A 24,113-nucleotide genomic window follows, 5' to 3' on the forward strand; every position below is an offset into this window, starting at 1 on the left:
GGGGGTGGTGGTGTCAGGGATGGGGGCGGCGCAGGACCGCGACTTCTCTGGGCGGCAGGGAGAGAGTGCCGTCGGCGGCATCCCGGGCTTCGCCGATCAGGACGTCTCCGGTCAGTCCGGGCAGGGGCACGGTGTCGTCCGTCCGGTTGACCAGGAACAGATAGCGGCTTTCGGCATCGCGGCGTACGGCCAGCTCGACGCGTCCCCGTGCGGGTGCGGGCAGTTCGCTCTCGACGCCCGCGCCGGCGAGGAGCCGCGGCAGCAGGGCGGCGAGGCCGTCCGCTCCGAGCCGGGTGGAGACGTACGCCGCCGAACCCCGCCCAGCCGCCCGGCGGGTGACGGCGGGACGCTCGGCGTACGCGCCGGTGCGGTACCGGGCGAGGATCTCCACCTCCGGTCCCGTGACCGTGACCCGGTCGGTCCACACCGTGCCCGTGGTGGCGTTGTCCAGCTCCACCGCGTCGTCGTCGAGCAGCGGCCCGAACTCCTCGACGCGGATGCCGAGCAGATCACGCAGCGCTCCTGGATAGCCGCCGAGCCAGATGTGGTCGTTCTCGTCGACGATGCCGGAGAAGTAGGTCGTGACCAGATGGCCGCCGCCCTCGGCATAGCGGGTGAGGTCCTTGGCCAGCGCCTCGGGGACCACGTGCAGCACGGGCGCGATCAGGACGTCGTACGGCGCGAGTTCGGTCCGCTTGGTCACCACGTCGGCGCGGATGCCGAGGGCCAGGAGCGCGGAGTACCAGTCCAGGGCCTCCTGGTGGTAGTCGAGCCGCGAGGTGGGATGCGAGTCCTGCTCGCTGGCCCACCACGAGTCCCAGTCGAAGAGGACGGCGACACGCGCCGGTTCGCGCCCGGAACCCGCGACGGGCGCCAGCGCCTTGAGCGTCTGCCCCAGACCGGTCACCGCACGGAACAGCTCACTGTCGGCTCCGGCGTGCGGCACCATCGCCGAGTGGTACTTCTCGGCGCCTGCCGCCGACTGGCGCCACTGGAAGAAGCACACGGCGTCGGCGCCGTGCGCGACGTGCAGCAGGGAGTCGCGGGCCAGGTCGCCCTCGCGCTTGGCCAGGTTGACGGGCTGCCAGTTCACGGCACTGGTGGAGTGCTCCATGAGGAACCACGGGCGGTGGCCCGCGATGGAGCTGGTGAGGCTGGCGGAGAAGGACAGTTCGTCCCGTGCCTGCGGCCCCGGCACGACGTAGTGGTCGTTCGAGACGAAGTCGATCTCGCCCGCCCAGTCGGCGTAGTCCATGCCCTTGGTGCCGCCCATCACCATGAAGTTCGTGGTGACGGGCACCTCCGGTGTGAGCTCGCGCAGGATGTCCCGCTCCGCCCGGAGATGGTCCTTCAGTGCGTCCGACGAGAACCGCTTGAAGTCCAGCTGCTGGGTGGGATTGGGGTGCGACGCCGCGAGCCGCGGGGGCAGGATCTGCTCCCAGTCGCTGTAGCGCTGCGCCCAGAAGGCCGTTCCCCAGGCGTGGTTGAGGCCGTCGAGCGTGGTGTACCGGGCGCGCAGCCAGTCACGGAAGGCGCGGGCCGCGTCGTCGGAGTAGTCGTAGATGTTGTGGCAGCCCAGCTCGTTCGAGACGTGCCAGGCCACCAGGGCCGGGTGGTCGGCGTAGCGCAGGGCCATCTCGCGCACCAGGCGCAGCGCGTGCTCGCGGAAGACGGGTGAGGTGGGCCGCCAGTGCTGCCGCGCCCCCGGCCACACCGTCTCACCGGCGGCGGTCACCGGAAGGATCTCCGGGTGCGCCGCGGTGAGCCAGGGCGGCGGGGACGCGGTCGCGGTGGCCAGATCGACCCCGATGCCGCCCGCGTGCAGCAGGTCCATGACCTCGTCGAGCCACGCGAAGTCCCATGTGTCCTGGGCCGGTTGGATGCGGGCCCAGGAGAAGATCCCCACGGAGACGATGTTGACGCCGGCCTCGCGCATCAGCCGGACGTCCTCCTCCCAGACGGCGCGCGGCCACTGCTCGGGGTTGTAGTCGGCGCCGTACGCGAGACGGGGGGTGACGTCACCGTCCGGTCCGCGCAGGAGCCGGGACGGGAGGGTGGGGGGCATGGTGGTCCTTCCGGTGTGGTGCTCGGGATTGTTCGAGCCGTGCGGTGCGGTCGGCCGCGTCACTTCTGGACGCTGAAGCCCTGCTCGGTGCCGTACTTGACGGAGGCGTCCTGCCAGGACTTCAGGCCCTCGGACAGCGGAGTGCCCGAGACGTAGGCCTTGCCCGCGGTGTCGTTGAAGACCGAGTTGGCGTACACCTGGTAGGGCAGGTACTTCCAGTCGTCGGCGACGTTCGCCGCGGACTCGGCGAAGACCTTGTTGGCCTTCTGGCCGCCGAAGTAGGGGAACTCGGTGTCCTGGAACGCCTTGGACTTCAGGTCCTTGGTGGTCGCCGGGAAGGCGCCCTCCGAGATGCGGGTCTGCACGCCCTTGCCGGAGTTGGCGTACTCGACGAAGGCGTACGCGAGTTCCTTGTTCCTGCCGAGCTCCGGCAGGGCCAGTGAGCTGCCGCCGTTCTCGGCGCTCGCCTTGGCACCCGCGGTCCACTGCGGCAGCGGCGCCGCGCGCCAGTCGCCGGCGGCCTCCTTCACACCGGAGGTGAAGTTGGCCGGCATCCAGGCACCGGTGGCCAGCGTCGCGATGGTGCCGTCGCCGAACGCCTTGTACCACTCGTCGGTCCAGGGGTTGATCTGTGCGACCAGCTTCTCGTCGATGAGCTTCTGCCAGGTCTCGGTGTAGGTGCGGGCGCCCTTGTCGGAGAAGTCGATGCCCACCTTGGTGCCGTCGACCTTGTAGGGGCGCGAACCCGCCTGCCACAGCAGGCTGGTGGTCAGGCCCGCCTCGCCCGTGTCGCTGGTGATGTACGCCTTCGGGTCGGCCTTGTGCAGCTTGCGGGCGGCCTGGAGGTACTCGTCCCAGGTCGTCGGCACCTTGATCTTGTGCTTGTCGAAGACCTTCTTGTTGTAGAAGAGGGCCATGGGGCCGGAGTCCATCGGCAGGGCATAGACGCCGTCGCCGGACTTCACCGCGTTCCACGGGCCCGGCGAGTAGGAGTCCTTGAGCCTGTCCGCGCCGAAGGGCGTCAGGTCGGTGATGGACTTGGTCAGGGCGTACTGGCTCAGCGCGTAGTACTCGACCTGAGCGACGTCGGGAACGCCCTTCTTCGCCGAGATCGCGTTCTGCAGGGCCGTGTACTGGTCCTTGTTGGTGCCTGCGTTCACCAACTCGACGTCGACGGCCGGGTGTTCCTTCTCGAAGTCGGTGACCACCTTCTTGAGGGTGGGCTCCCACGCCCACACCTTGACCTTGCCGCCCTTCTTCAGGGCCGCCTTGATGTCCGAGGCCGAGACCTGCTTCTGGCCGGATCCGTCGTCGTCGGAGCCGCCGCAGGCGGTCGCGCCCAGGGCGAGGGCGCAGACGAGACCTATGCCGCGCAGCAGGCGGCGGGTGTTCTGGGGCATGGCGATGCTTCCACTTCTCCGTGGTCCGACAAGGGGTGGAACAGGGGTCAACTGGCGTGCGGGAACTACTCCTTGACGCTTCCGGCGGCGAGTCCGGACTGCCAGTACCTCTGGAGCAGCAGGAACGCGGCGATCAGCGGCAGGACTGTGATCAGCGAGCCGGTGATCACCAGGTGGAAGACGGGATCGCCGCCCGCTGTCGCGGCCTGGGCGTTCCAGCTCTTGAGGCCCAGGGTCAGCGGGTACCAGTCGGGGTCCTTGAGCATGATCAGCGGCAGGAAGTAGTTGTTCCAGGTCGCGACCATGGTGAACAGCAGGACGGTCACGGTGCCGGGCGCGAGCAGCGGCAGGGCGACCTGGAAGAAGGTGCGCAGCTCGCTCGCCCCGTCGATGCGGGCGGCCTCCATCAGCTCGGTGGGGATGGCCTCGGTGGCGAAGACCCACATCAGATAGAGCCCGAAGGGCGAGATGAGCGAGGGGATCAGGACCGCCCAGGGGGTGTCGGTCAGGCCCATCTTGCTGAACATCAGGAAGGTGGGCACCGCCAGAGCCGTACCGGGCACGGCGACGGCGCCGATGACGACGGCGAAGACCGCGCGCTTGCCGAGGAAGTCGAACTTCGCGAGGGCGTAGCCGCCGAGGACCGCGAGGAAGGTGGCGCCCCCGGCCCCGACGACCACGTACAGAAGGGTGTTCAGGAACCAGCGGGTGAAGACACCGTCGTTGTACGTGAAGGTCGCGCTGATGTTGTCCCACAGGGCGAAGTCCCCGCCGAACCACAGGCCGAACGAGCCGGCGAGCCCCTCCTGGGTCTTGGTGGCGCTGACGACCAGCCACAGCAGCGGTATCAGGCTGTAGAGCAGGACGAGGCCGGTGAGCACGGTCAGCAGGACGCTGCGCCGGGGCCGGCCCGCGGTGTGCGGCCGGGACGTTCGGGCGCGGGGTGTGCGCAGGCGGGGAGGCGCGCCCGGCGCGCGGGCGGGCGCCGGGATCGTCGGGGAGGCGGTGGTGACGGGGCTGCTCGGTCCGGTCATCGGGTCACGCTCCCTTGCGCATGCCGCGCAGCTGGACGACATAGGCGATGACCATGGTGATCAGGCCCATGACGATGGCGACCGTCGCGGAGTAGTTCTGCTGCTGACCGGAGAAGGACAGCGAGTACGTGAGGAGGTTCGGGGTGTAGTCGGTGGTGATGGCGTTGGGCGCGAGGTTCTGCAGGATGCTCGGCTCGTTGAACAGCTGGAAGCTGCCAATGATCGAGAAGATCGTCGCGATGACCAGCGCGCCGCGGATCGCGGGGAGTTTGATGGCCGTGATGACGCGGAGCTGACCGGCGCCGTCGATCTCCGCGGCCTCGTACAGGGAGTGCGGGACGACGCGGAGCGCGGAGTAGAAGATCAGCATGTTGTAGCCCACGAACTCCCAGGTGACGATGTTGCCGATCGACGCGAGGACCAGCGAGGGCGAGAGCGGGTCGGGCAGCGAGACGCCGAGGGCGTCGTTGATGTCGCCCACGAGCCCGAAGCGGGTGCCGTACATGAAGCCCCACATCAGCGAGGCGACCACGGCGGGCACGGCGTAGGGCAGGAAGACCGAGATCCGGAAGAAGTCCTTGCCGTACAGGCGGCCGCTGTCCAGGGCGAGGGCCACGAGCAGGGCGATGCCCAGCATGATCGGGACCTGCACCGCGAGGAAGAGCGATACCCGCCCCAGGGAAGCCCAGAACTGGTCGTCGCCCAGCGCCTGTTGGTAGTTGTCGAGGCCCACGAACGTGGTGCCGCCGATGAGTTGGTCACGGAAGAGGCTGAGATAGACCGAGTAGGCGAGGGGAGCCAGGAAGACCAGGGCGAAGACCGCCACGAAGGGACCGATGAAGCCCCAGCCCGTCCAGGAACGGCGGTTCCGTGGTGACGGGGGTGGGGCGGGAGGTCGCTCCGCGGCCCCCTGCAGGTGAAGCGTCGTCATGTCGTTCCTCGCTCGTCCTTCTCGGAGCCGGCGTCGTCACGTGCCGCGATGTTTGCGTAAACATCGCGGCGTGACAAGGGGATGAGCCGAGTGCCGCAGGATGTTATGTTTACGTAAACATTCAGTGGCGGAATGTCTACACTGCCCCGATGGCGACGGTCAAGGGTCATCCGAGAAGACTGAGAGCAACGGCGAGGGAGACAGTGGAAGCAACCGAAAGCACCTCGGCGAGCGGCATCCCGGGCGAACGGACCGCGCGCCGCGGGCAGAGCGCGTCCATGGCCGACGTGGCCCGTCTCGCCGGCGTCTCCTCGCAGACCGTCTCCCGTGTCTCCAACGGGTATTCGGGCGTCACCGAGGAGACCCGGCAGCAGGTGCTCGCCGCCATGAAGGAGCTCGGCTACCGGCCCAACAGCGCGGCCCGCGCCCTCAAGCGCGGCGAGTTCCGCACGATCGGCCTGATCACCTTCACCCTCTCCACCACGGGCAACGTGCGCACCATCGACGCGATCGCCACCTCCGCCGCGCAGGAGGGGTACGCCGTCACCCTGCTCCCCGTCGCCGTCCCCACCCAGGACGAGGTGCGGGGCGCCTTCTCCCGCCTCGGGGAGCTCGCCGTCGACGCCGTCATCGTCATCATGGAAGTGCACCTGCTCGACGCGGCGGCCCTCTCCCTGCCGCCCCATGTCCAGGTCGTCGTGGCCGACTCGGACGCGGGGGACCGCTACACCGTGGTCGACACCGACCAGGCGGGCGGCACCCGCGACGCCGTCAAGCACCTGCTCGACCTCGGCCATCGGACCGTATGGCACCTCGCGGGACCCGAGGACTCCTATGCCGCCCAACGCCGCGCCGACGCCTGGCGGGCGACGCTCGACGAGGCCGGACGCGTCCCGCCGCCGCTCGTGCGCGGCGACTGGTCGGCGGAGTCCGGCTACCGGGCAGGTCTCGGCATCGCCGACCGGCCGGACTGCACGGCGGTGTTCGCCGCCAACGACCAGATGGCCCTCGGCCTCCTGCGCGCCCTGCACGAGCGAGGCCGCAAGGTGCCCGACGACGTCAGCGTCATCGGCTTCGACGACATCCCCGAGTCCGGCTCCTTCCAGCCACCCCTGACCACCGTCCACCAGGACTTCGCCGAGGTGGGGCGCCGCTGCGTCGAGGGGGTCCTGCGCCAGATGCAGCAGAGCACGCCGGAGCGCGGCACCACGCTGGTGCCCACCCGGCTCGTCCTGCGGCAGAGCACCGCCCGGCCACCTTCGCGCTGACCGCGCGCGAGAGGCGGTCCCCGGGAGAGGGTGGACCCGAGGACGTCACCCGAGGCCGGAGGTGCCGATGGACAGCGGCGGAGGTGCGCAGGGGCTGCGCTGCCTGGTGACCGGGGCGACCGGTTACATCGGAGGGCGGCTCGTGCCCGAGCTGCTCGACGCGGGGCACCGGGTGCGGTGCCTGGCCCGCTCGCCCGAGAAGCTGCGCGACTACCCCTGGGCCGGGCGGGCCGAGGTGGTGCGGGGCGACGCGTCCGACGCCGAGTCGGTCGGCGACGCCATGCGGGACATCGACGTCGCGTACTACCTCATCCACGCGCTCGGCACCGGATCCGGCTTCGAGAAGACGGACCGCACAACGGCCCGGATCTTCGCCGAGCAGGCCCGCGCCGCGGGCGTGCGGCGCATCGTGTACCTGGGCGGGCTCACCCCCGAGGGCATCCCGGAGAAGGACCTGTCGCCGCATCTGCGGTCACGGGCCGAAGTGGGCCGGATCCTCCTGGAATCCGGTGTGCCGACCACCATGCTCCGGGCCGCCGTGATCATCGGCTCCGGCTCCGCGTCCTTCGAGATGCTGCGCTACCTCACCGAGCGCCTGCCGGTCATGGTCACGCCGAGCTGGGTGCGCACCCGGATCCAGCCCATCGCCGTGCGCGACGTCCTGCGCTACCTCGTGGGCAGCGCCACCATGCCCGACGACGTCAACCGCGCCTTCGACATCGGCGGCCCCGACGTCGTCACCTACCGCGACATGATGAGCCGGTACGCGACCGTGGCGAAGCTGCCCCACCGCCTCATCGTGCCGGTCCCCATGCTGACCCCGCGCCTCTCCAGCCACTGGGTCGGCCTGATCACCCCCGTACCGGCGTCGATCGCCCGTCCCCTCGCCGAATCCCTGCGCCACGAGGTCGTCTGCCACGAGCACGACATCGCCCGGTACGTCCCCGACGAGCCCGGCATCCCGATCACCTTCGACACGGCGCTCGCCCTGGCCCTCAAGCGCGTGAAGGACGCCCAGGTCACCACCCGGTGGTCGTCCGCATCGGTGCCCGGCGCCCCCAGCGACCCGCTGCCCACCGACCCCGACTGGTCGGGCGGCAGCCTCTACACCGACCGGCGGGAACAGACCGTCGACGCCTCGCCGCAGGCACTGTGGCGCGTGGTGGAGGGCGTGGGAGGCGACAACGGCTGGTACTCCTTCCCGCTGGCCTGGGCGGTGCGCGGCTGGCTCGACCGGCTCGTCGGCGGGGTCGGCCTGCGGCGCGGCCGCCGTGACGCCCAGCGGCTGCGGGTGGGGGACCCGCTGGACTTCTGGCGGGTCGAGGAGATCGAACCGGGACGGCTGCTGCGGCTGCGGGCCGAGATGCGGCTGCCAGGTCTCGCCTGGCTCGAGATGTACGCGGAACAGGACGAGAAGGGCCGCACGCGCTACCGCCAGCGGGCTCTTTTCCATCCCCACGGACTTCTGGGGCATGCGTACTGGTGGAGCGTCTCGCCGTTCCACGCCCTCGTCTTCGGCGGCATGGCCCGCAACATCACACGTACGGCCGAACAGCGCACCGCGGGGATCACGAAGAAATCGTGACCCGGGGGCAATCCTGCGGCGCACCGGCTCCGAATCACCTCTGAAGGCGACCAGCGTCCAGGAGGATCACCGGGTGAACGAAGTAGTGCACATCAGCGGAGCTCCCTCCGCAGGACCCGATCTGCCCGAACTGCTGAGCCGGGTGGCCCGCGGCGACCAACAGGCGTTCGCCTCGCTGTACGACGCGGTCTGCTCTCCCGTCCTGGGGCTCGTGCGCACGGTGCTGCGCGACCCGGCCCAGTCCGAGGAGGTCGCCCAAGAGGTGCTGGTGGAGGTGTGGCGTACGGCCGCGCGCTACCGGCCGGAGCGGGGGAGTGTCATGAACTGGGTGCTGACGATGGCGCACCGCAGAGCGGTGGACCGTGTGCGGTCCGTACAGGCGTCGGCGGAGCGCGACCACAAAGCGGCGCTACTCGAACGCACACCCGCCTTCGACGAGGTGAGCGAGCAGGTGGAGAACCGCCTGGAGCGCGAACAGGTGCGCCGCTGCCTGCGCAACCTGACCGAGCTGCAGCGGCAGTCCGTGACCCTCGCCTACTACCGGGGGCTGACCTACCGGGAGGTCGGCGAGCTCCTCTCGGTGCCCCTGGGGACGGTCAAGACCCGCCTGCGCGACGGTCTGATCCGGCTGCGCGACTGCCTGGGGGTGAGCGCATGAGCGCCGCCGATCTGCACACGCTGACGGGTGCTTACGTCCTGCACGCCCTCACCGACGAGGAGCGCACGGAGTTCGAGCGGCACCTCCAGGAGTGCCAGGCCTGTGCCCAGGAGGTGAGCGAACTGGCCGCGACGGCTGGGCGGTTGGCCCGCGCCGTGTCGGCCGCCCCTCCGGCGCAGATGAAGGCCGACGTGCTGCGGCAGATCGCCACCGTCCGCCAGCTGCCGCCGCACACGCCCACACCGGCGAAGACCACCGGTGGCACGAGCCGCGGGCGGCAGCTGTCCCGCTTCGCCCTCGCCGCGTGTCTGGCCCTGGCCGCCGGGTTCGGCGGGATCGCCGTATGGCAGAACCAGCGGGCCGACGAGGCGGGCGAGCGTGCCGAACAGGCGCAGCAACAGGCCGCGCAGCTGGCCAAGGTGCTCGCGGCGCCGGACGCCAAGGCGTCCACCGGCCGGCTCACCGACGGTGCGACCGGCACGGTCGTGGTGGCCAAGAGCCTCAACCAGGCCGCGTTCGTGGCGGCCAAGATGCCCGAGCCGCCCTCGGGCAAGGTCTATCAACTGTGGTTCAACGACGACGGGACGATGCGCTCGGCCGGTCTGATGAATCCGGGCCGCAGCACCGAAGCGGTGCTGCTCGACGGCCCGGTGGACCAGGCGTCCGGCATCGGCATCACCGTGGAACCGGCGGGCGGCTCCGATGAGCCGACGTCCGACCCGGTGGCCCTGATGAACTTCCCCACGGCCTGAGGAGCCGCAGAGCATGAACATCATGAACATGAGGAGCCGCAGAAAGTGACTGTCTCGATCGTCCTCTTCACCTCCGATCTCCGGCTGCACGACAACCCGGCGCTGCGCGCCGCGCAGCGCGAGGCGGACCGGATCGTCCCCCTGTTCGTGTACGACGAGGGGCTGCGGTCCACGGGATTCGCCGTCCCGAACCGGCTGGCCTTTCTCGCCGACTGCCTGGAGGACCTGGACGCGGGGCTGCGCAAGCGAGGCGGCCGCCTCGTGGTCCGTACCGGTGACGTCGTCGACCAGGTCCACCGGGTGGCACAGGAGACCGGCGCGACGCGGGTGCACGTCGCGGCAGGGGTGAGCCGGTACGCGACGCGGCGCGAGGAGCGGCTGCGGGCCGCGCTGGGCGACACCGACTGCCGTCTGGTCGTGCACGACGCGGTGGTCACGGCCGTCGCACCGGGGGAGCTGCTCCCGGCGGGCAACGACCACTACGCCGTGTTCACCCCGTACTTCCGGCGCTGGGCGGCAGAGGGCGTACGGGATGTCCTGGCCGCTCCGCGCACGGTGCGGGTCGCCGACGTGACGTCGGAGCAGGTGCAGCCGCGCAGCGAGATCAGCGGCGTCTCGCCGGGACTCGACGCCGGGGGTGAGGACGCGGGACGCCGGCGGCTGCGGTCCTGGCTGTCCGGCGGCATCGCGGGGTACGAGGACGGCCACGACGACATCGCGGGCGATGCCACCTCGCGCCTCTCGCCCCACCTCCACTTCGGCACCCTGTCGGCGGCCGAGGTCATCCGCGAGGCATCCCGTGAGGGCTCGTCGGGGGCGCAGGCGTTCATCCGGCAGCTGGCCTGGCGGGACTTCCACCACCAGGTCCTCGCGGCCCGTCCCGACGCGGCGGCCCGGGACTACCGCTCGCGTGGTGACCGGTGGCGCACGAACAAGAAGGAGACCACCGCCTGGCTCGAAGGGCGCACCGGCTACCCCTTCGTGGACGCGGCGATGCGCCAGCTGCGCCACGAGGGCTGGATGCACAACCGGGGACGGATGGTGGTGGCGAGCTTCCTCACCAAGACCCTCTACGTCGACTGGCGCGTGGGGGCGCGGCACTTCCTGAGCCTCCTGGTGGACGGCGACGTCGCCAACAACCAGATGAACTGGCAGTGGGCGGCGGGCACCGGGACGGACACCCGGCCCAACCGGGTCCTCAACCCCGTGATCCAGGGCAAGCGCTTCGACCCGGGCGGCGGCTACGTACGCCGCTGGCTGCCCGAACTGGCCGACGTCCCGGACCGCTACGTCCACGAGCCGTGGAAGCTCGAGGGCCTGGACCGCGCGGGCGTCGACTACCCCGACCCGATCGTCGAACTGGCCGAGGGCCGCGCCCGCTTCGAGCAGGCACGCGGCGCCTGACCGGCAAAGGCACCGGAGGGCCGGGCGGCGGAGGCTTCCGGAGGGCGGCGCCGCGCGGCCACCGATACCCCTGGGGGTATTTCGGCCCGCCGGGGTGAGAGCCTTGGACCAACGAAAGGACAGCCCCACATGACTTTCCCCGCCGATCTGGCCCCCGCCCAGGCCGCAGCCCGCCTGGACCGGTACACCGTCATCGACGTCCGCACCCCGGGCGAGTACGCCTCCGGCCACATCCCCGGAGCCCACAACATCCCCGTGGACCACCTGCACACGGCGCTGCCCGAGCTCAAGGCCGCCGCCGCCCGCGGTGAGCTCCTGATGGTCTGCGCCTCCGGAAACCGCTCCGCCACCGCGTGCGCCGAGCTGGCCGCCGCCGACATCCCCGCCGCCACCCTCGCCGGCGGCACCACCGCCTGGGCCGAGCAGGGCCACCCGCTGCAGCCCTCCGAAGGGGCGCCGAAGGCCTGGGCGATGGAACGCCAGGTCCGCCTCGCCGCCGGGTCCCTCGTCGTCCTCGGCATCGCCGCAGGAACCCGCTACCGGCCCGCGCGCCTGCTGGCCGCCGGTATCGGCGCGGGCCTCGTCTTCTCCGCCGTGACCAACACCTGCGGCATGGCGGCCGCCCTGGCCAGGCTTCCCCACAACCGCCCTCGCGCCACCGACCTGCGCACCACGCTCGAAGCCCTGCAGCAATAACCGCTGACCGTGGGGCGGGCCCGCGCTCAGTGGATGCGGCGCGCCCGGTGCCGCCGGACCGTGAGGCGTACGTCCGCCTCCAGGGTGCGCGGCGCCGCGGCCGCCCGTGCCTCGGCGACGGTGCCCCGGGCGAGTTCGCCAAGCACCGCTTCCGGGCAGGCGTCGGGGCCGAGGACCAGTGTGATGCGGGCCCGCAGCCGCCGGGGGCGTCCGAGCAGGCGTACGTGGGCGCGGGCGACGCCGTCGACGGCTCGGGCACGTTCGGTCATCGCGGCGGCCAGAGCCGTGGCGGAGAGGGTGACGCCGGGTTGCCCGAGGGGGAGTTCGCGCAGCCGGCCGGTGCGGAGCTGGGCGAAGGACCAGCAGAGGAACAGGGCGGCGCCGACGGCCAGCGCGGCGATCACGACGGGCGGCCACCAGCCGTGATCACGCCAGCGGCCGAGCAGCTCCTGGTCCAGCCACACCCGGTCGGCGCCGATACGGGGCACGGCCGACGGCAGCCGGTCGCGGACGGGAGCGGTCACGGAAGCCAGCGCGGCTCCGCCGGCCAGGAGAACTGCCGCCAGGCAGAGCAGAGTCGAGCGGTTCACGCCGCCGCGCAGCCGGCTCATCGGAGGGTGCTCCTCTCCGCTGCGGTGGGCACGCTCGCGGATCCGGGCCCAGGCTCGGCCGCCGGGGCCCGCCAGGCCGGTTCCGTCCTCAGCCGCACGCGAAGCCGTAGCGGCCTCGCGAGGCCGAGCCCGGCGGCCGCGGCCTCGGCGGCCTCGGTCACCGCCCGCCGTGCGCCGTCCTGTTCACCGAACTCGAGACCGGCGCGCACCCGTGCCCTGCGGCGGCCGACCCGGACCAGGACCCGGCCGACGCCGGGCACGTCGGTCACCGCGTCCCGCAGGAAACCGGCGACCGCCCGGCGTTCCAGGACCGCGTGCACGCCGGGCAGCGGTGGCCGCATCGGGAGACCGCTGCGACGGCCCGGCGTGACGGCGAGGACCAGCAGCCACACGCCGAGCGCGAAGACGGCGACCGCAGCGAGGACACCGGAGGTCGTGGCGCCGTCCGGGCCATGCGTGGAGAGCCACTCCATCACCTCCACCCGCCAGTGCGCGGGCGCGTGCCCGGCCGCGTGCACCGACACCACGTCGTACAGCAGCACACCGCAGACCGCGGCCGCGGCGAGGGCGAACACCGCGATCGGCAGGCGCCGTTGGGACCACGGGCGCCGCGCGCGACCCCCGGACGCCTCCGCGGCCCCCGTGCCCGCGACCGGTGGCGCGAGCTGCCCGGCGGACCGCGCGCGGGGGGACAGACCCCGGACGTGGATCCGCGCGGACGGCACGGTGAGCCCCGTGAGCCGGGATGTGCGCTCGGCGACGTGCGACCGCACGCGCTCGCCCGCCTCGTCGAGCACGGCGGGATAGGGCAGGGTCACGGTGACGCCGACCCGGGCCCTGCGGCCCCGCACGGACGCCGACCCCCGGGCGGCCTCGACCGCGCCGGGTGCCAGGGCCTCCGTCGCCGCGCGCTCCGCGATGCGGCGCACCGCGCGATCGGCGACGGTCGTCGAACCGCGCTCCGCCGCGGGCGTGGTCATCGCCGCTCCCGGTCACGCCCGCCGAGGAAGGCACGCAGGTCCGTGCCCTCGTCCACGAGGCGCCCCAGGACGAAGCCGACCGCGCCGAGCGCGGCGACCAGGAGGAACGCGCCGAAGCCGCCGAACCACCCGGCGAATCCCAGGGCCATGCCCGCCAGCAGGCCGACCAGAGCTGTGCTCACCGCTCACCTCACACCACAGAAGGGGACATCTGACACCACCGGAAGGTGGTCCGTGCGGGCGGTGCGCTACTCGACGCGCGTCTCGCCGCCGGAGTCCGCGGTGTCGTCCTCGGGCAGGTGGACGTCGTTGACGGCGACGTTCACCTCGACCACCTCGAGGCCGGTGATGCGCTCCACCGCCGAGATGACGTTCTCGCGCACGTCATGGGCGACGTCCGTGATGGGCACGCCGTACTCGACGACGATGTCGAGGTCGATCGCGGTCTGCCGCTCGCCGACCTCGACCTTCACCCCGCGGCCGACGTTCGGGCGCCCGCCGGGAACACGGTCGCGCACGGCGCCGATGGTGCGGGACAGGCCGCCGCCCATGTCGAACACGCCGGGGATCTCGCGCGCCGCCATTCCGGCGATCTTCACGACCACGACATCGGCGATGGAGGTCTTGCCCCGCGTCGCCGCCGGCTCGGCCGCGCCCGTTTTGCCCGTGACGGTGGTGGCTCCGAGGCTCTTCTGAGCCCCGCCGGTGAGGTCCTTCCCGGTGCTGCCTGACACGGCTGCATGCGAAGTGAGGTCCTGCGTCGTCATGGTGGCATCTCCTGGTCGTCGTCAGGGATTTCTCGGTGGCTCGTGCTGTCGGTGCCGGCCCGGGCGAGGTGCCCGTATCCGGCTCTTCTCCTGCTCCGACCCGGATGCCGCGGGTCTGTTACGCGCCTCGCGGGATTTTTCCCGCCCGGCATGTAGCGTTCCTGGGCCGCGTAACGCGGAGGGCCCTTCGTGTGTCGTACGAGCACGACCGAAGTGAGAGGAGCCGCGTGTGCCGGGCGACCGGGGTGGAACACCCGAGGAAGCGGACGCGTCGTCGAGACGTGAGGACGGCCTCCTCGCGGTGCGGGCGTCGGAGGGCGACGAAGAGGCCTTCGAGGCACTCGTGCACCGCCACGCACCCATGGCGCTGCGCCTGGCCACGCGCCTGCTCGGGAGCCGTCCGGAGGCGGAGGACGCCGTACAGGACTCCTTCGTCAGTGCCTGGCGGGGGCTCCCGGAGTTCCGCAGGGACGCGCAGTTCGGTACGTGGATCTACCGCATCGTCACCAACCGCTGCCTGAACGTGTTGCGCTCGCGGCGGCCGGTCGTGGCCCTGGACAGCCTGCCCGAGCCGCCCGCCCCGGAGCACGAGGTCTCGCCCGCGCGGGTGGCCGAGGGACACGCGGCCGTGGCGGACCTGGCGCGGGCGATGGAGGGGCTCTCGCCGGAGCAGCGGGTGTGCTGGGTGCTGCGTGAGCTGGACGGCGCGCCCTACGAGTCCATCGCCGAGACGGTCGGGATCAGTCCGGAGGCGGTCCGCGGCCGGGTCTTCAGGGCGCGGCGCTACCTGACGGAGGCGATGGCCGCATGGCGATGAACGGGGAATCCGTACCGGACGAGGAGCGGGAGGCGGGCTTCGGCGTGCTGCCTGAGGACGAACTGCTGCCCTGCGGGCGCGAGTTGTCACACGTATGGGAACAGTGGGAGGCGGGGGCGCCCGACCCCCACGCCGCCGGCTGCCCGCACTGCGCGCAGGCTCTGGACGCCTTGCGGCACCTGGAGGGAATCGTCACGGAGGCGCGCGACACGACGCCGCGGGAGCCGGACACCTCCGCGCTCACCGGCCGTGTCATGGACGTGGTGCGCCTGGAACTGCGGCCGGGCCGGACGCTGCCGCTCGGCGACGAGGACGAGGACGCCTGGATCGTGGAGGCCGCCGCGGCCCGGACGGTGCGGGCCGCGGCCGAGTCGCTGCCGGGCGTGCTCGCGGGCAGCTGCCGCATCGGTCCGCTGGACGACGGGGCGTCCCCGGCGCCCGCGGGGCACCTGACGCGGGGCCCGGTCAGGATCCGCGTCGAGGTCCAGGTCCCGCTCCTGTGGAACCTGCCGGAGATCGCGGACCGGGTGCGCAGCCAGGTGCGGGAAGCCGTGGACGGCGAACTGGGCATGCGGATCGCGGTCGTCGACGTGACGATCACCGATGTCATCGACGACGACACAGAGGAAGGGCAGCGGCCGTGAGCGATCGAGACGTTTCCCGCGCGCTGGCGGACGCCGTCATAGAGGCGGTCATCGGCACCCCGGGGGTGGCCTTCCTGCGGCCGGGCCTCGTGGATCTCCTGCGCTCATCGGCCGTGCTGAGGCGGGGGCTCCCCAGCACTCCGGCGGGCTCGGCCGGAGTCCAGGTGCGGCGGCAGAAGGACACCCAGGACTGGAGCGTGGAGGTGTACGTCGTCCTGCACCGCGGACGGCGGGCCCTGGACGTGACACGAGAGGTGCGCTCGGCCGCGGCGCAGGCCGTCCAGCGCGTGACGGGGGAGCCGGCCGCGCCCGGGATCGCCGTCACGGTCACAGGACGCGTCTGAGGCACACCGCCACCGTCCGGCGCCCGTTTCCCCTCCTATGCCTCGCTGAACAAGCGCCCCTCCACGGCCAGCGCCAGCACGGCGCGCGGGTCGGCCTCCGCGCCGCGGCGGAACGCGTGCTCGAAGGTCTGGTTGCCGACGGCCGCGCGGGCCCGGTCCCAGGACGCCTCGCGGACGTCGCGCAGCTCGGGTGTACCGCGCTGTCCGTGCCCCACCGAACGCCAGTAGGTCTGTCCCGTTCCCGACAGCAGGGCCGAGGTCTCCCCCTGACCGAGGGCGGCCGCGGCTGCGGCCAGTACGTCCATGCCCAGGGCGATGCCGAAGCTGTCGCCCAGGCGGCGCTTGCCGTCCAGCATCGCGCGGGCGTGCTCGGCGGCTCGGGCGGGAGCGTCCTGGGCCAGCGCAATCAGTGCGAGCTGGTAGTCGGTGTAGGCGCGGGTCCAGCATTCGTCCCGCGCGGCGCAGTCCTCCCGGAGCGAGGCGGCTCGCGCCGCGGCTTCGTCGAGGCGGCCGAGCCCGGTGAGGGCGAAGACCCGTACGAGGTGGCAGCGGAGCACCGAAGGCGACGCGAAGGGCGGACCCGAGGTCCGGCCGAGCGCCTGGTCGGCCACGTCGAGGGCGGCGCGGGGTTCGCCGGACAGGAGATGGGTGATGCCGAGGAGGTAGGCCGCGGCGAGCTGGCCCTCCACGTCCCTGTCACGCGCCGCGGTGCGCGCGCACTCCTGGCTCAGCTCGGCCGCCTCGTCGTGCCGGCCCTGGAGGAGAACGACGACGCCGAGCGCCCAGCGGGCCCTCGCCCGCGCGGGGCTGTCCGTGTCGCACAGCAGGAGCGCCTGGTCCAAGTAGCTGCGGGCCTCGCGCAGATGGCCGCAGCAGCTCCAGAAGAACGCGACCAGGCCGACGAGTTCGAGGGCGCGCTCGGGTTCGGACCCGGTGAGATGGTCCAGGGCGGCGCACAGGTCGGTGTGCGACGTGGCGACGCGCCGGTACCACGTGACCTGTTCCGTGCCCTTCCAGCCCTCGTCGGCCAGGCGGGCGAGGCGGAGGAAGTGGTCCGCGTGCCGGGCGGCCACCGCGCTCTCCTCCTGGAGCTCGGCCAGCCACATCGCCCCGTACTCGCGGACGGTGTCGAGCAGACGGTAGCGGCCGCTCGTGTCGTGGCCGACCACGGATTTGGCGATCAGGCCCGCGAGCGCGTCAGGCAGGGTGTCGGCGGTGAGCGGGCCTCCCGAGCAGACGCCGCGCACCGCGTCGTCGTCGAAGGAACCGCGGAAGACCGAGAGCCTCGCCCACAGCAGCCGTTCCAGCGGCTCGCACAGCTCGTGACTCCACCCGATGGCCGTACGCAGGGTCCGGTGGCGCCGCGGCCAGATGGGGGCAGTCGCCTGCAACTCGCCCTGGTGCGAGCGCAGTCGGGAAGCGAGTTCGCGGGGGGTGTGGTGGGCCAGTTGGGCCGATGCCAGTTCGAGCGCGAGCGGAAGCCCGTCGAGGAGCTTGCAGATCTCCGCTGCGTGCTTCCGCTGCTCCGGCCGGTCCGCGCGTGCCTCGGGCGTGATCGCCGCGGCGCGCTCGAGGAGGAGGGTGAGCGCGTCGCTGTGGCACGGCAGCGGCTCGAGGCCGAGGAGCGTCTCGCCGTGCACGTCGAGCGGCTGCCTGCTGGTGATCAGGACGGTGAGCCGTGGACAGGCGGTCAGCAGATCGGTGACCAGATTCCGGCAGGGGCCGACGAGATGTTCGCAGGAGTCGAGGACGAGCAGCCGCGGCCTGTCGGACAACCATGCGCAGAGGGCGTCGAGCGGCATGCCGGGTGTGTGGTCGGCCAGGCCGACGGCGTCGGCCACGGCCGGGATCAGCAGGCGCTCGTCCGACAGCGCGCCGAGGTCGGCCCAGCACACGTCGCCGAGCAGCGCGGTGTCCTCGGCGGCAAGGGAACGCAGGGTGTGCACGGCCAGACGCGTCTTGCCCACGCCGCCCGTGCCGGTGAGCGTGGTCAGCCGATGCGTCACGAGAGTCGAGGCCAGAGTCTGTCCTTCGACCGTCCGCCCCACGAAGCGGTCAGTCTCCTCTGGAACGTTGCCCAACATCAGGACAGTGTCCACCAGTTGCGAAGGCGCCCATGACCACGTGCACGAAAGGGGAAGGGCGAGGGGGCTGACATTCATGCTACTGGTGAGTAAGGTCGCGGGTCGAGGATCGGAGTGGTCATGACCCGCACGTTCACAGTGTCCCGGAGCATCCTGGTCAAGGCGTCACCGCAGTCGGTGTACGAGCAGGTCAGCAGGCCCGATCTGATGGGGCGGTGGAGCCCGGAGAACCTCGGGGCGACCGTGCCCGGAGGCGAGGAGCCCGCCGGTGTCGGCCTGGTATTCGACGGGCACAACAAGCGCGGCCCGTTCCGGTGGACCACGCGCTGCACGGTGACCGAGGCCGATCCGGGCCGGCGTTTCGCCTTCCGCGTGCACGCGATCGGGCTCAAGCGCCCCCGGCTGCGGGCCCCGATCGCCACCTGGGAGTACCGGTTCGAGGACAAGGGCGGTGCCACCAAGGTGACCGAGACCTGGACGGACGACAGGCGCTCCTGGCCGGCCTTCGTGGCCAACGCCTTCGACCGGCTCGCCACGGGCGGAAAGACCTTCGCGGTCTTCCAGGTCGGCAACATCGACAGGACGCTGCGGAACCTCAAGCGGGAGCTGGAGGCGGCACGCTGAGCCCTGCGGTCGCGCCGCCGCGCGCGGACGGGCGGTGGCGCACCGAGGCTATGCCTTCACCTTTGCGGAGGCCTCGTCGAGATCACCGCTCGGTGGCCCGGTGATCGGAGCGATCGGTGTGTCCGCCGCGCGCACCCAGCGCGGTCCTTGGGGCCCGTACACCGCGCGCGGCTCCGGGAAGGCCGCGAGCAGGGCGAGGTAGACGACCGCCGCGACGGCCGCTCCCAGCGGGAGGCTGATGTCGGCGCCGTTCGCGAGGTCGCCGAGCGGCCCGACGAACTGTCCGGGGATGTTGGTGAACAGCACGCCGGTCACCGCACCGGTCCACCAGGCCGCCATGCCGCGCCAGTTCCAGCCGCGCGCGAACCAGTAGCGGCCGCCGTGCTGGCGGCGGGTGAAGACCTGGAGTGCCTCGGGGTCGTACCAGCCGCGCCGGGTGACGTAGCCGAGCATCATGACGATCATCCACGGCACCGTGCAGGTGATGATCATCGTGGCGAAGGTGGAGATCGCCTGGACCAGGTTGAAGCCGAACCGGCCCACGAAGATGAACGTGATGGACAGGACGCCGATCAGGACGGTGGCCTGGACGCGGCCGAGCCGCGGGAAGACCGACGAGAAGTCCAGGCCGGTTCCGTAGAGCGCGGTCGTCCCGGTCGACATGCCGCCGATCAGCGCGATCAGGCAGACCGGCAGGAAGTACCAGCCGGGCGCGATCGCGAGCAGACCGCCCACGAAGTTCGGGGCGGCCGGGTCCATGTACGCGGGGGCCTGCTCGGCGATGATCGCCGCGGTCGCCAGGCCGAAGCCGAACGGCAGCACTGTGGCGACCTGCGAGAGGAAGGCCGCTCCCATCACCTTGCGCCGGGGCGTCTCGGCCGGGATGTAGCGGGCCCAGTCGCCCAGGAAGGCGCCGAAGGAGACTGGGTTGGACAGCACGATCAGCGCGGCGCCGATGAAGGACGGCCAGAACAGGTCCTGGGTGGCCCGGTCGGCGTCCGGCGTGAAGATCCCGGCGTACGAGGGATCGAAGTCCCCCGCGAAGGCGACGAGGCCGAGCACGAACAGCAGGGTCGCCGCCACCACCGCGATCTTGTTGACGAGCAGCATGAAGCGGAAGCCGTAGACGCACACGGCGAGCACCAGGGCGGCGAAGACGGCGTACGCGCAGCCGTAGGCCACATCGCTCTCCGGCACGCCGAGCAGCCGGTGCGCCCCGCCGATGAGCGCGTCGCCCGAGCTCCACACCGACAGGGAGAAGAAGGCCACGGCGGTGAGCAGGGAGAGGAAGGAGCCGACGATCCTGCCGTGCACGCCCAGATGCGCCGACGACGAGACGGCGTTGTTCGTGCCGTTGCGCGGCCCGAACACCGCCATCGGGGCGAGCAGCAGCGCACCGATGAGCAGTCCGATGAGCATCGCCGCGAGCCCCTGCCAGAAGGAGAGGCCGAAGAGGATCGGGAACGCGCCGAGCACACAGGTGGCGAACGTGTTGGCGCCGCCGAACGCGAGCCGGAACAGATCGAGCGGCCCGGCCGTGCGGTCCGCGTCCGGGATGCGTTCGACTCCGTGCGTCTCGACCTCGGTCACGGACGGCGATGACTCCTTGGGCACAGGCAGCTCCCTGGGGGACGGCACCACGGCGTACGCGGTGCGGTGGCGGAATTGCACGGACCGTAGACGCCATGCGCCCCACCGCACCAGTGCCCGATTCGCACCGCGCGAGCCGATGCGATGGATGAATCGCACACCGCCCGCACGCGTGCCCCCTTAAGTGCCGCTACAGCGCGTCGAGTTCGCGGACCACGCTCATGTCGTCGAAGGGGATGAGCTGTTCACCGACGATCTGGTGCGGTTCGCTTCCCTTGCCCGCGACGAGCACGATGTCTCCCCGCCGCGCGGCGGACAGCGCGCGTGCGATCGCGGCGCGGCGGTCGGCCACCCGGTGGAAGGGCGTCCCGGTGGACGTCAGACCGGGGATGATCTGGTCCAGGATGATCTCGGGGTCTTCGTTGCGGGGGTTGTCCGACGTGAGGACGCACAGATCGGAGTGGCGGCCCGCGATCTCGCCCATCAGGGCGCGCTTGGTGGTGTCACGGTCGCCGCCGCAGCCGAAGACGCTGATCACCGAATCGGTCGCGAAGCCGCGGATCGTGGCGAGCACCTTCTCCAGCGAGTCGGGCGAGTGCGCGTAGTCGACGATCACGCAGACACCCTGTGCGGTGGTGAAGCGCTCGAGGCGGCCCGGGGTGGGCGGCATCCGGTCCAAGGCCGCCACGAGGGCGGGCAGTTCATGCCCGAGCAAATGGCACGCGGCGAGGGTGGCCAGCGCGTTGGACACCGAGAAGCGGCCCGGCACCGGTATCGCGGCGGGGTACTTGCGGCCGTCGTGGTGGAGCGTGAAGCGGGTGCCCACCGCGTCCACGACCAGGTCGCTCGCCCGGTAGTCGGCCTCCGGTGCGTCGAGTCCGTACGTGGTCACCGCGCCCGGCATCAGGGCCATGATCTCGGCGCTGACGGGGTCGTCGGCGTTGACCACCGCGCGTTCGCACAGGCCGGTGAAGAGGCGCAGCTTGGCGTTCTTGTAGTGCTCCATGGTGCCGTGGTCGTCCAGGTGGTCCTGGGTGAGATTGGTGAAGACGCCGACGGAGACGGGCACATGGTCCAGGCGCCGCTCAAGGAGACCCATGGACGTGGCCTCCAGCACCACGCTGCTCGTGTCGCGGTCGCGCATGTGGCCCAGGAGGTAATGCAGGTCCGGTGACTCGGGGGTGCTGAGCACCGACCGCGGCATCGGGATCCGTTCCGTGCCGATCCGGCTTCCCGAGGTGCCGATCACCCCCACCTTCGCGCCCTCGGCCAGCCTGAGCGCCGATTCGACCATGTACGAGACGGAGGTCTTGCCGTTCGTGCCCGTGATCGCCACGACGTCCATCGCGCGGCCGGGCTCGCCGTAGTACCGGGAGGCGACGAGCGAAGCGGCGGCGCGCGCGTCGGTCACCCGCACCACGCACACCTGCCCGGCGGCCGCCACGTCGGGCAGCGCGTCGCCCTCGGAGAGGACCGCCACCGCCCCTCGTTCCAGTGCCCGGCTGATGCCCCCGGGCCCGCCCTCCTCATGGCCGGGTACGGCGACGTACAGCGATCCGGAGGTCACTTGTCCGGGATCGAAGGTCATTCCAGCGGTGACCGGGACGCCCGGGTCACCGTGCAGAACGTGGTGGTCGTGCCCGTCGAGCAGTGCGCTGAGCTTCACAACAGTCCCCTCGAAGGCGGATCGCGGCACGCCGCGCACGCCAGGCCTGAGGGGCAAGGGCGACGGTGAGCCGGAGTCCGCGGTGATGCGCGTAAGGCGAGCGGGGCCCCACAGGGGGATATCTGCGTGCGGGCCGAAGGGCCAAGACGGCCGAGGAACGCTACCTGTGCGCCGCACGACTGGTCGCCAAGGACCGGATCCGGGTCGTGGAGGGCTGATCACAGATGGCCGGGCGGAGCAGGGACCTGCCCGACACCGCTTCAGTGTACGTCCGCGAAGGCTCGCGGCAGACGTGTCGGAAACTCGCTGGCCACGGGGCATGAGCCATTCCTACGATCATGACCGGTTCGTCCCCCGTTCCCGCACGTCGCCGCATGAGAAAGGGCCGCAGTGACCCAGACCGAGGACACCGTTCACCTGGTGCGCGAGACGCTCGGCACGGACGTCGTCGGCATCTATCTGTACGGTTCCGCCTTGCTCGGCGGATTGCGGCCGCACAGCGACATCGACCTGTTCGCCGTAGTGGAGCAGCCTCTGTCGACCGGGCGGCGCAGGGAACTCGTCGAGGGCCTGCTGGATCTCTCCGTCTGGCCGGCCCGGGGAGACGAGGCGCGCCCCGTCGAGCTGACGCTCGTCGTCCGGCGCGAGGTCACGCCCTGGAGGTACCCGCCGCGCTGTGAATTCCAGTACGGGGAGTGGCTGCGCGAGGAGTACGAGCGGGGGCAGCTGCCGTCGCCGGTGCCCAGCCCCGATCTCGCGCCCCTGATCACGATGGTGCTGCTCGCGGACACACCGCTTGCCGGGCCGCGCCCGGGCGGGGTGCTGGCTCCCGTACCCGCCGAGGACCTCGCTCGCGCGATCGTGGCCGGGGTGCCGGATCTGCTGGCGGACCTCGCGTCGGACACGCGCAACGCCGTCCTGACGCTGGCCCGGATCTGGATGACTCTGGCGACCGGGACCCTGACGTCCAAGGACGTCGCGGCCGACTGGGCCCTGGCCCGACTCCCTGAGGCCCACCGGCCCGTGCTCGCCCACGCCCGGACCGTGTACGTCACGGGGGCGGAGGAGCGCTGGCGGGAACTGGGGCCGCTCGTGGGCCGGTACGCCGCTCATGTCGTCGGGGCGATCGAGGTTCTGGCGGGGGCGAGTTCAGCCTGAGAGGCCCGGCAGCACCTCTCAACTGCCGTTATCCGGCGACCTCTTGACGTGAATGCGTCACTGGGTATGGTCTAGTCCAACGGCGGGAGTTATTCCGGATAGCCGCAGCTCCGGTGTGTCCGGCGCGCTCCCGACCGCACACCCCCCACACCCTCGCACCCCCACATCCCCCCACCATGCGGCGGTCGGTCGCGCCTGAGCCCGACCCGCCCGAGGAGTGATCCCCATGCGTCTTCGTGTACTTGCCGCGCTGACCGCGACCGCGTCCGCCGCCGCGCTCACCCTCCTGACCCTCGCGCCCAACGCCTCGGCCGAGAAGGCGGAGCCGGGGGAGCGGGCCGCCGCGGCGGAATTCCCCGTCAGCGAGGCCCAGTTCAACCAGATGTTCCCGAACCGGAACTCCTTCTACACCTACAGCGGTCTGACGGCGGCGCTCAGCGCCTACCCCGACTTCACCGGGACCGGCAGCGACACCGTACGCAAGCAGGAGGCCGCCGCCTTCCTGGCGAATGTCAGTCACGAGACGGGCGGACTGGTCCACGTCGTCGAGCAGAACACCGCGAACTACCCGCACTACTGCGACAGTTCTCAGCCCTACGGCTGCCCGGCGGGCAACGACAAGTACTACGGACGCGGCCCGATCCAGCTCAGCTGGAACTTCAACTACAAGGCGGCGGGCGACGCCCTGAACATCGACCTCCTGAACAACCCCGACCTCGTGCAGAACGATGCGGCCGTGGCCTGGAAGACCGGCCTCTGGTACTGGAACACGCAGAACGGCCCGGGGACGATGACACCGCACAACGCCATGGTCAACAGCGCGGGATTCGGCGAGACGATCCGCAGCATCAACGGCAGCCTGGAGTGCGACGGGAAGAACCCCGAGCAGGTGCAGAGCCGGATCAACAACTACACCCGGTTCACCGGGATCCTCAACGTCACCCCGGGCGACAAGCTCAGCTGCTGAGCCCCCGGCGGCCGGGTGCCGCTGCTCCCCCTCGCCCCGCGGGCTTCGATCCCGCGGGGCGAGGGGTG

23 protein-coding genes are annotated in these 24,113 nt (G+C 71.5%); 12 read left to right on the forward strand and 11 right to left on the reverse strand.

Annotation, left to right across the window (positions count from 1 at the left end; genetic code table 11):
• Nucleotides 1-13: 13 nt before the first annotated feature.
• The 4 genes from ABZ833_RS20685 to ABZ833_RS20700 form a co-directional block, all read right to left on the reverse strand.
• Complete coding sequence (locus ABZ833_RS20685; protein ID WP_361048644.1) at nt 14-2,065, reverse strand: beta-galactosidase; 2,052 nt, start codon at nt 2,063-2,065, stop codon at nt 14-16.
• Between the two features lie 59 nt (nt 2,066-2,124).
• Nucleotides 2,125-3,465 carry a sugar ABC transporter substrate-binding protein gene (locus tag ABZ833_RS20690; RefSeq protein ID WP_361048646.1) on the reverse strand — a complete coding sequence of 447 codons (1,341 nt, stop codon included), beginning with the start codon at nt 3,463-3,465 and terminating at the stop codon, nt 2,125-2,127.
• Nucleotides 3,466-3,530: 65 nt separating this feature from the next.
• Nucleotides 3,531-4,499, reverse strand: a complete 969-nt coding sequence (locus ABZ833_RS20695) for a carbohydrate ABC transporter permease (protein WP_361048648.1) — start codon at nt 4,497-4,499, stop codon at nt 3,531-3,533.
• A gap of 4 nt (nt 4,500-4,503) precedes the next feature.
• Nucleotides 4,504-5,430 (reverse strand): sugar ABC transporter permease, encoded by a 927-nt coding sequence (locus ABZ833_RS20700; RefSeq protein ID WP_361048650.1) that lies wholly within the window; start codon nt 5,428-5,430, stop codon nt 4,504-4,506.
• 278 nt (nt 5,431-5,708) lie between these two features.
• Here ABZ833_RS20700 and ABZ833_RS20705 point away from each other — a divergent pair, with 278 nt between their 5' ends.
• The 6 genes from ABZ833_RS20705 to ABZ833_RS20730 all read left to right on the forward strand — a co-directional run bounded on the left by ABZ833_RS20705 (nt 5,709) and on the right by ABZ833_RS20730 (nt 11,793).
• Nucleotides 5,709-6,698 carry a LacI family DNA-binding transcriptional regulator gene (locus ABZ833_RS20705; protein ID WP_361048771.1) on the forward strand — a complete coding sequence of 330 codons (990 nt, stop codon included), beginning with the start codon at nt 5,709-5,711 and terminating at the stop codon, nt 6,696-6,698.
• Nucleotides 6,699-6,765: 67 nt separating this feature from the next.
• Entirely contained in the window at nt 6,766-8,283 is a 1,518-nt protein-coding gene (locus ABZ833_RS20710; RefSeq protein WP_361048652.1) for an SDR family oxidoreductase, read from the forward strand.
• A gap of 73 nt (nt 8,284-8,356) precedes the next feature.
• On the forward strand, nt 8,357-8,941 hold the full coding sequence (locus ABZ833_RS20715) for a sigma-70 family RNA polymerase sigma factor (RefSeq protein ID WP_361048654.1): 585 nt from the start codon (nt 8,357-8,359) through the stop codon (nt 8,939-8,941).
• The gene (locus ABZ833_RS20720; protein WP_361048656.1) at nt 8,938-9,693 is read left to right on the forward strand and encodes an anti-sigma factor; all 756 of its coding nucleotides are present in this window, start codon (nt 8,938-8,940) and stop codon (nt 9,691-9,693) included. Before ABZ833_RS20715 ends, ABZ833_RS20720 begins: the two co-directional genes overlap by 4 nt.
• 45 nt (nt 9,694-9,738) lie before the next feature.
• Nucleotides 9,739-11,097, forward strand: coding sequence for a deoxyribodipyrimidine photo-lyase (locus tag ABZ833_RS20725; RefSeq protein ID WP_361048658.1), 1,359 nt, complete (start codon nt 9,739-9,741; stop codon nt 11,095-11,097).
• A gap of 129 nt (nt 11,098-11,226) precedes the next feature.
• A complete protein-coding gene (locus ABZ833_RS20730) occupies nt 11,227-11,793 on the forward strand; it encodes a rhodanese-like domain-containing protein (protein WP_361048660.1) in 567 nt (188 codons plus the stop codon).
• A 26-nt stretch (nt 11,794-11,819) separates the two neighbouring features.
• On the opposite strand, the gene ABZ833_RS20735 is transcribed toward ABZ833_RS20730, so the two are convergent.
• The 4 genes from ABZ833_RS20735 to ABZ833_RS20750 form a co-directional block, all read right to left on the reverse strand.
• On the reverse strand, nt 11,820-12,404 hold the full coding sequence (locus ABZ833_RS20735) for a hypothetical protein (RefSeq protein ID WP_361048662.1): 585 nt from the start codon (nt 12,402-12,404) through the stop codon (nt 11,820-11,822).
• The gene (locus ABZ833_RS20740) at nt 12,401-13,384 is read right to left on the reverse strand and encodes a DUF6286 domain-containing Asp23/Gls24 family envelope stress response protein (protein WP_361048664.1); all 984 of its coding nucleotides are present in this window, start codon (nt 13,382-13,384) and stop codon (nt 12,401-12,403) included. Before ABZ833_RS20740 ends, ABZ833_RS20735 begins: the two co-directional genes overlap by 4 nt.
• Nucleotides 13,381-13,566 (reverse strand): hypothetical protein, encoded by a 186-nt coding sequence (locus tag ABZ833_RS20745; protein WP_361048666.1) that lies wholly within the window; start codon nt 13,564-13,566, stop codon nt 13,381-13,383. Before ABZ833_RS20745 ends, ABZ833_RS20740 begins: the two co-directional genes overlap by 4 nt.
• A 66-nt stretch (nt 13,567-13,632) precedes the next feature.
• Complete coding sequence (locus ABZ833_RS20750) at nt 13,633-14,151, reverse strand: Asp23/Gls24 family envelope stress response protein (protein WP_361048667.1); 519 nt, start codon at nt 14,149-14,151, stop codon at nt 13,633-13,635.
• Between the two features lie 229 nt (nt 14,152-14,380).
• Here ABZ833_RS20750 and ABZ833_RS20755 point away from each other — a divergent pair, with 229 nt between their 5' ends.
• From ABZ833_RS20755 to ABZ833_RS20765, 3 genes are read left to right on the forward strand one after another with little or no spacing between them, the layout of a single operon-like run.
• On the forward strand, nt 14,381-14,968 hold the full coding sequence (locus ABZ833_RS20755; RefSeq protein WP_249591689.1) for an RNA polymerase sigma factor: 588 nt from the start codon (nt 14,381-14,383) through the stop codon (nt 14,966-14,968).
• Nucleotides 14,959-15,612 (forward strand): Asp23/Gls24 family envelope stress response protein, encoded by a 654-nt coding sequence (locus tag ABZ833_RS20760; protein ID WP_361048669.1) that lies wholly within the window; start codon nt 14,959-14,961, stop codon nt 15,610-15,612. The genes ABZ833_RS20755 and ABZ833_RS20760 overlap by 10 nt, the downstream gene beginning before the upstream one ends.
• Nucleotides 15,609-15,956, forward strand: a complete 348-nt coding sequence (locus ABZ833_RS20765; RefSeq protein WP_361048671.1) for an Asp23/Gls24 family envelope stress response protein — start codon at nt 15,609-15,611, stop codon at nt 15,954-15,956. The genes ABZ833_RS20760 and ABZ833_RS20765 overlap by 4 nt, the downstream gene beginning before the upstream one ends.
• A gap of 35 nt (nt 15,957-15,991) precedes the next feature.
• Here the strand turns inward: ABZ833_RS20765 and ABZ833_RS20770 are convergent, their stop codons facing one another.
• The gene (locus tag ABZ833_RS20770; protein WP_361048673.1) at nt 15,992-18,040 is read right to left on the reverse strand and encodes a regulator; all 2,049 of its coding nucleotides are present in this window, start codon (nt 18,038-18,040) and stop codon (nt 15,992-15,994) included.
• Between the two features lie 120 nt (nt 18,041-18,160).
• Here ABZ833_RS20770 and ABZ833_RS20775 point away from each other — a divergent pair, with 120 nt between their 5' ends.
• Nucleotides 18,161-18,664 (forward strand): SRPBCC family protein, encoded by a 504-nt coding sequence (locus ABZ833_RS20775; protein WP_361048675.1) that lies wholly within the window; start codon nt 18,161-18,163, stop codon nt 18,662-18,664.
• Nucleotides 18,665-18,712: 48 nt separating this feature from the next.
• Here ABZ833_RS20775 and ABZ833_RS20780 read toward each other — a convergent pair whose 3' ends face one another.
• Both ABZ833_RS20780 and ABZ833_RS20785 read right to left on the reverse strand, forming a co-directional pair.
• Entirely contained in the window at nt 18,713-20,254 is a 1,542-nt protein-coding gene (locus ABZ833_RS20780) for a cytosine permease (protein ID WP_361048677.1), read from the reverse strand.
• Nucleotides 20,255-20,444: 190 nt separating this feature from the next.
• On the reverse strand, nt 20,445-21,920 hold the full coding sequence (locus tag ABZ833_RS20785) for a UDP-N-acetylmuramoyl-L-alanyl-D-glutamate--2,6-diaminopimelate ligase (RefSeq protein ID WP_361048678.1): 1,476 nt from the start codon (nt 21,918-21,920) through the stop codon (nt 20,445-20,447).
• A 390-nt stretch (nt 21,921-22,310) separates the two neighbouring features.
• Here ABZ833_RS20785 and ABZ833_RS20790 point away from each other — a divergent pair, with 390 nt between their 5' ends.
• Both ABZ833_RS20790 and ABZ833_RS20795 read left to right on the forward strand, forming a co-directional pair.
• Complete coding sequence (locus ABZ833_RS20790; RefSeq protein ID WP_361048680.1) at nt 22,311-23,078, forward strand: aminoglycoside adenylyltransferase family protein; 768 nt, start codon at nt 22,311-22,313, stop codon at nt 23,076-23,078.
• Nucleotides 23,079-23,304: 226 nt separating this feature from the next.
• Nucleotides 23,305-24,045 carry a chitinase gene (locus ABZ833_RS20795; RefSeq protein ID WP_361048682.1) on the forward strand — a complete coding sequence of 247 codons (741 nt, stop codon included), beginning with the start codon at nt 23,305-23,307 and terminating at the stop codon, nt 24,043-24,045.
• The last annotated feature ends 68 nt before the right edge of the window (nt 24,046-24,113 follow it).

Source organism: Streptomyces sp. NPDC047525 (assembly GCF_040643025.1).
Lineage (GTDB): Bacteria > Actinomycetota > Actinomycetes > Streptomycetales > Streptomycetaceae > Streptomyces > Streptomyces durmitorensis.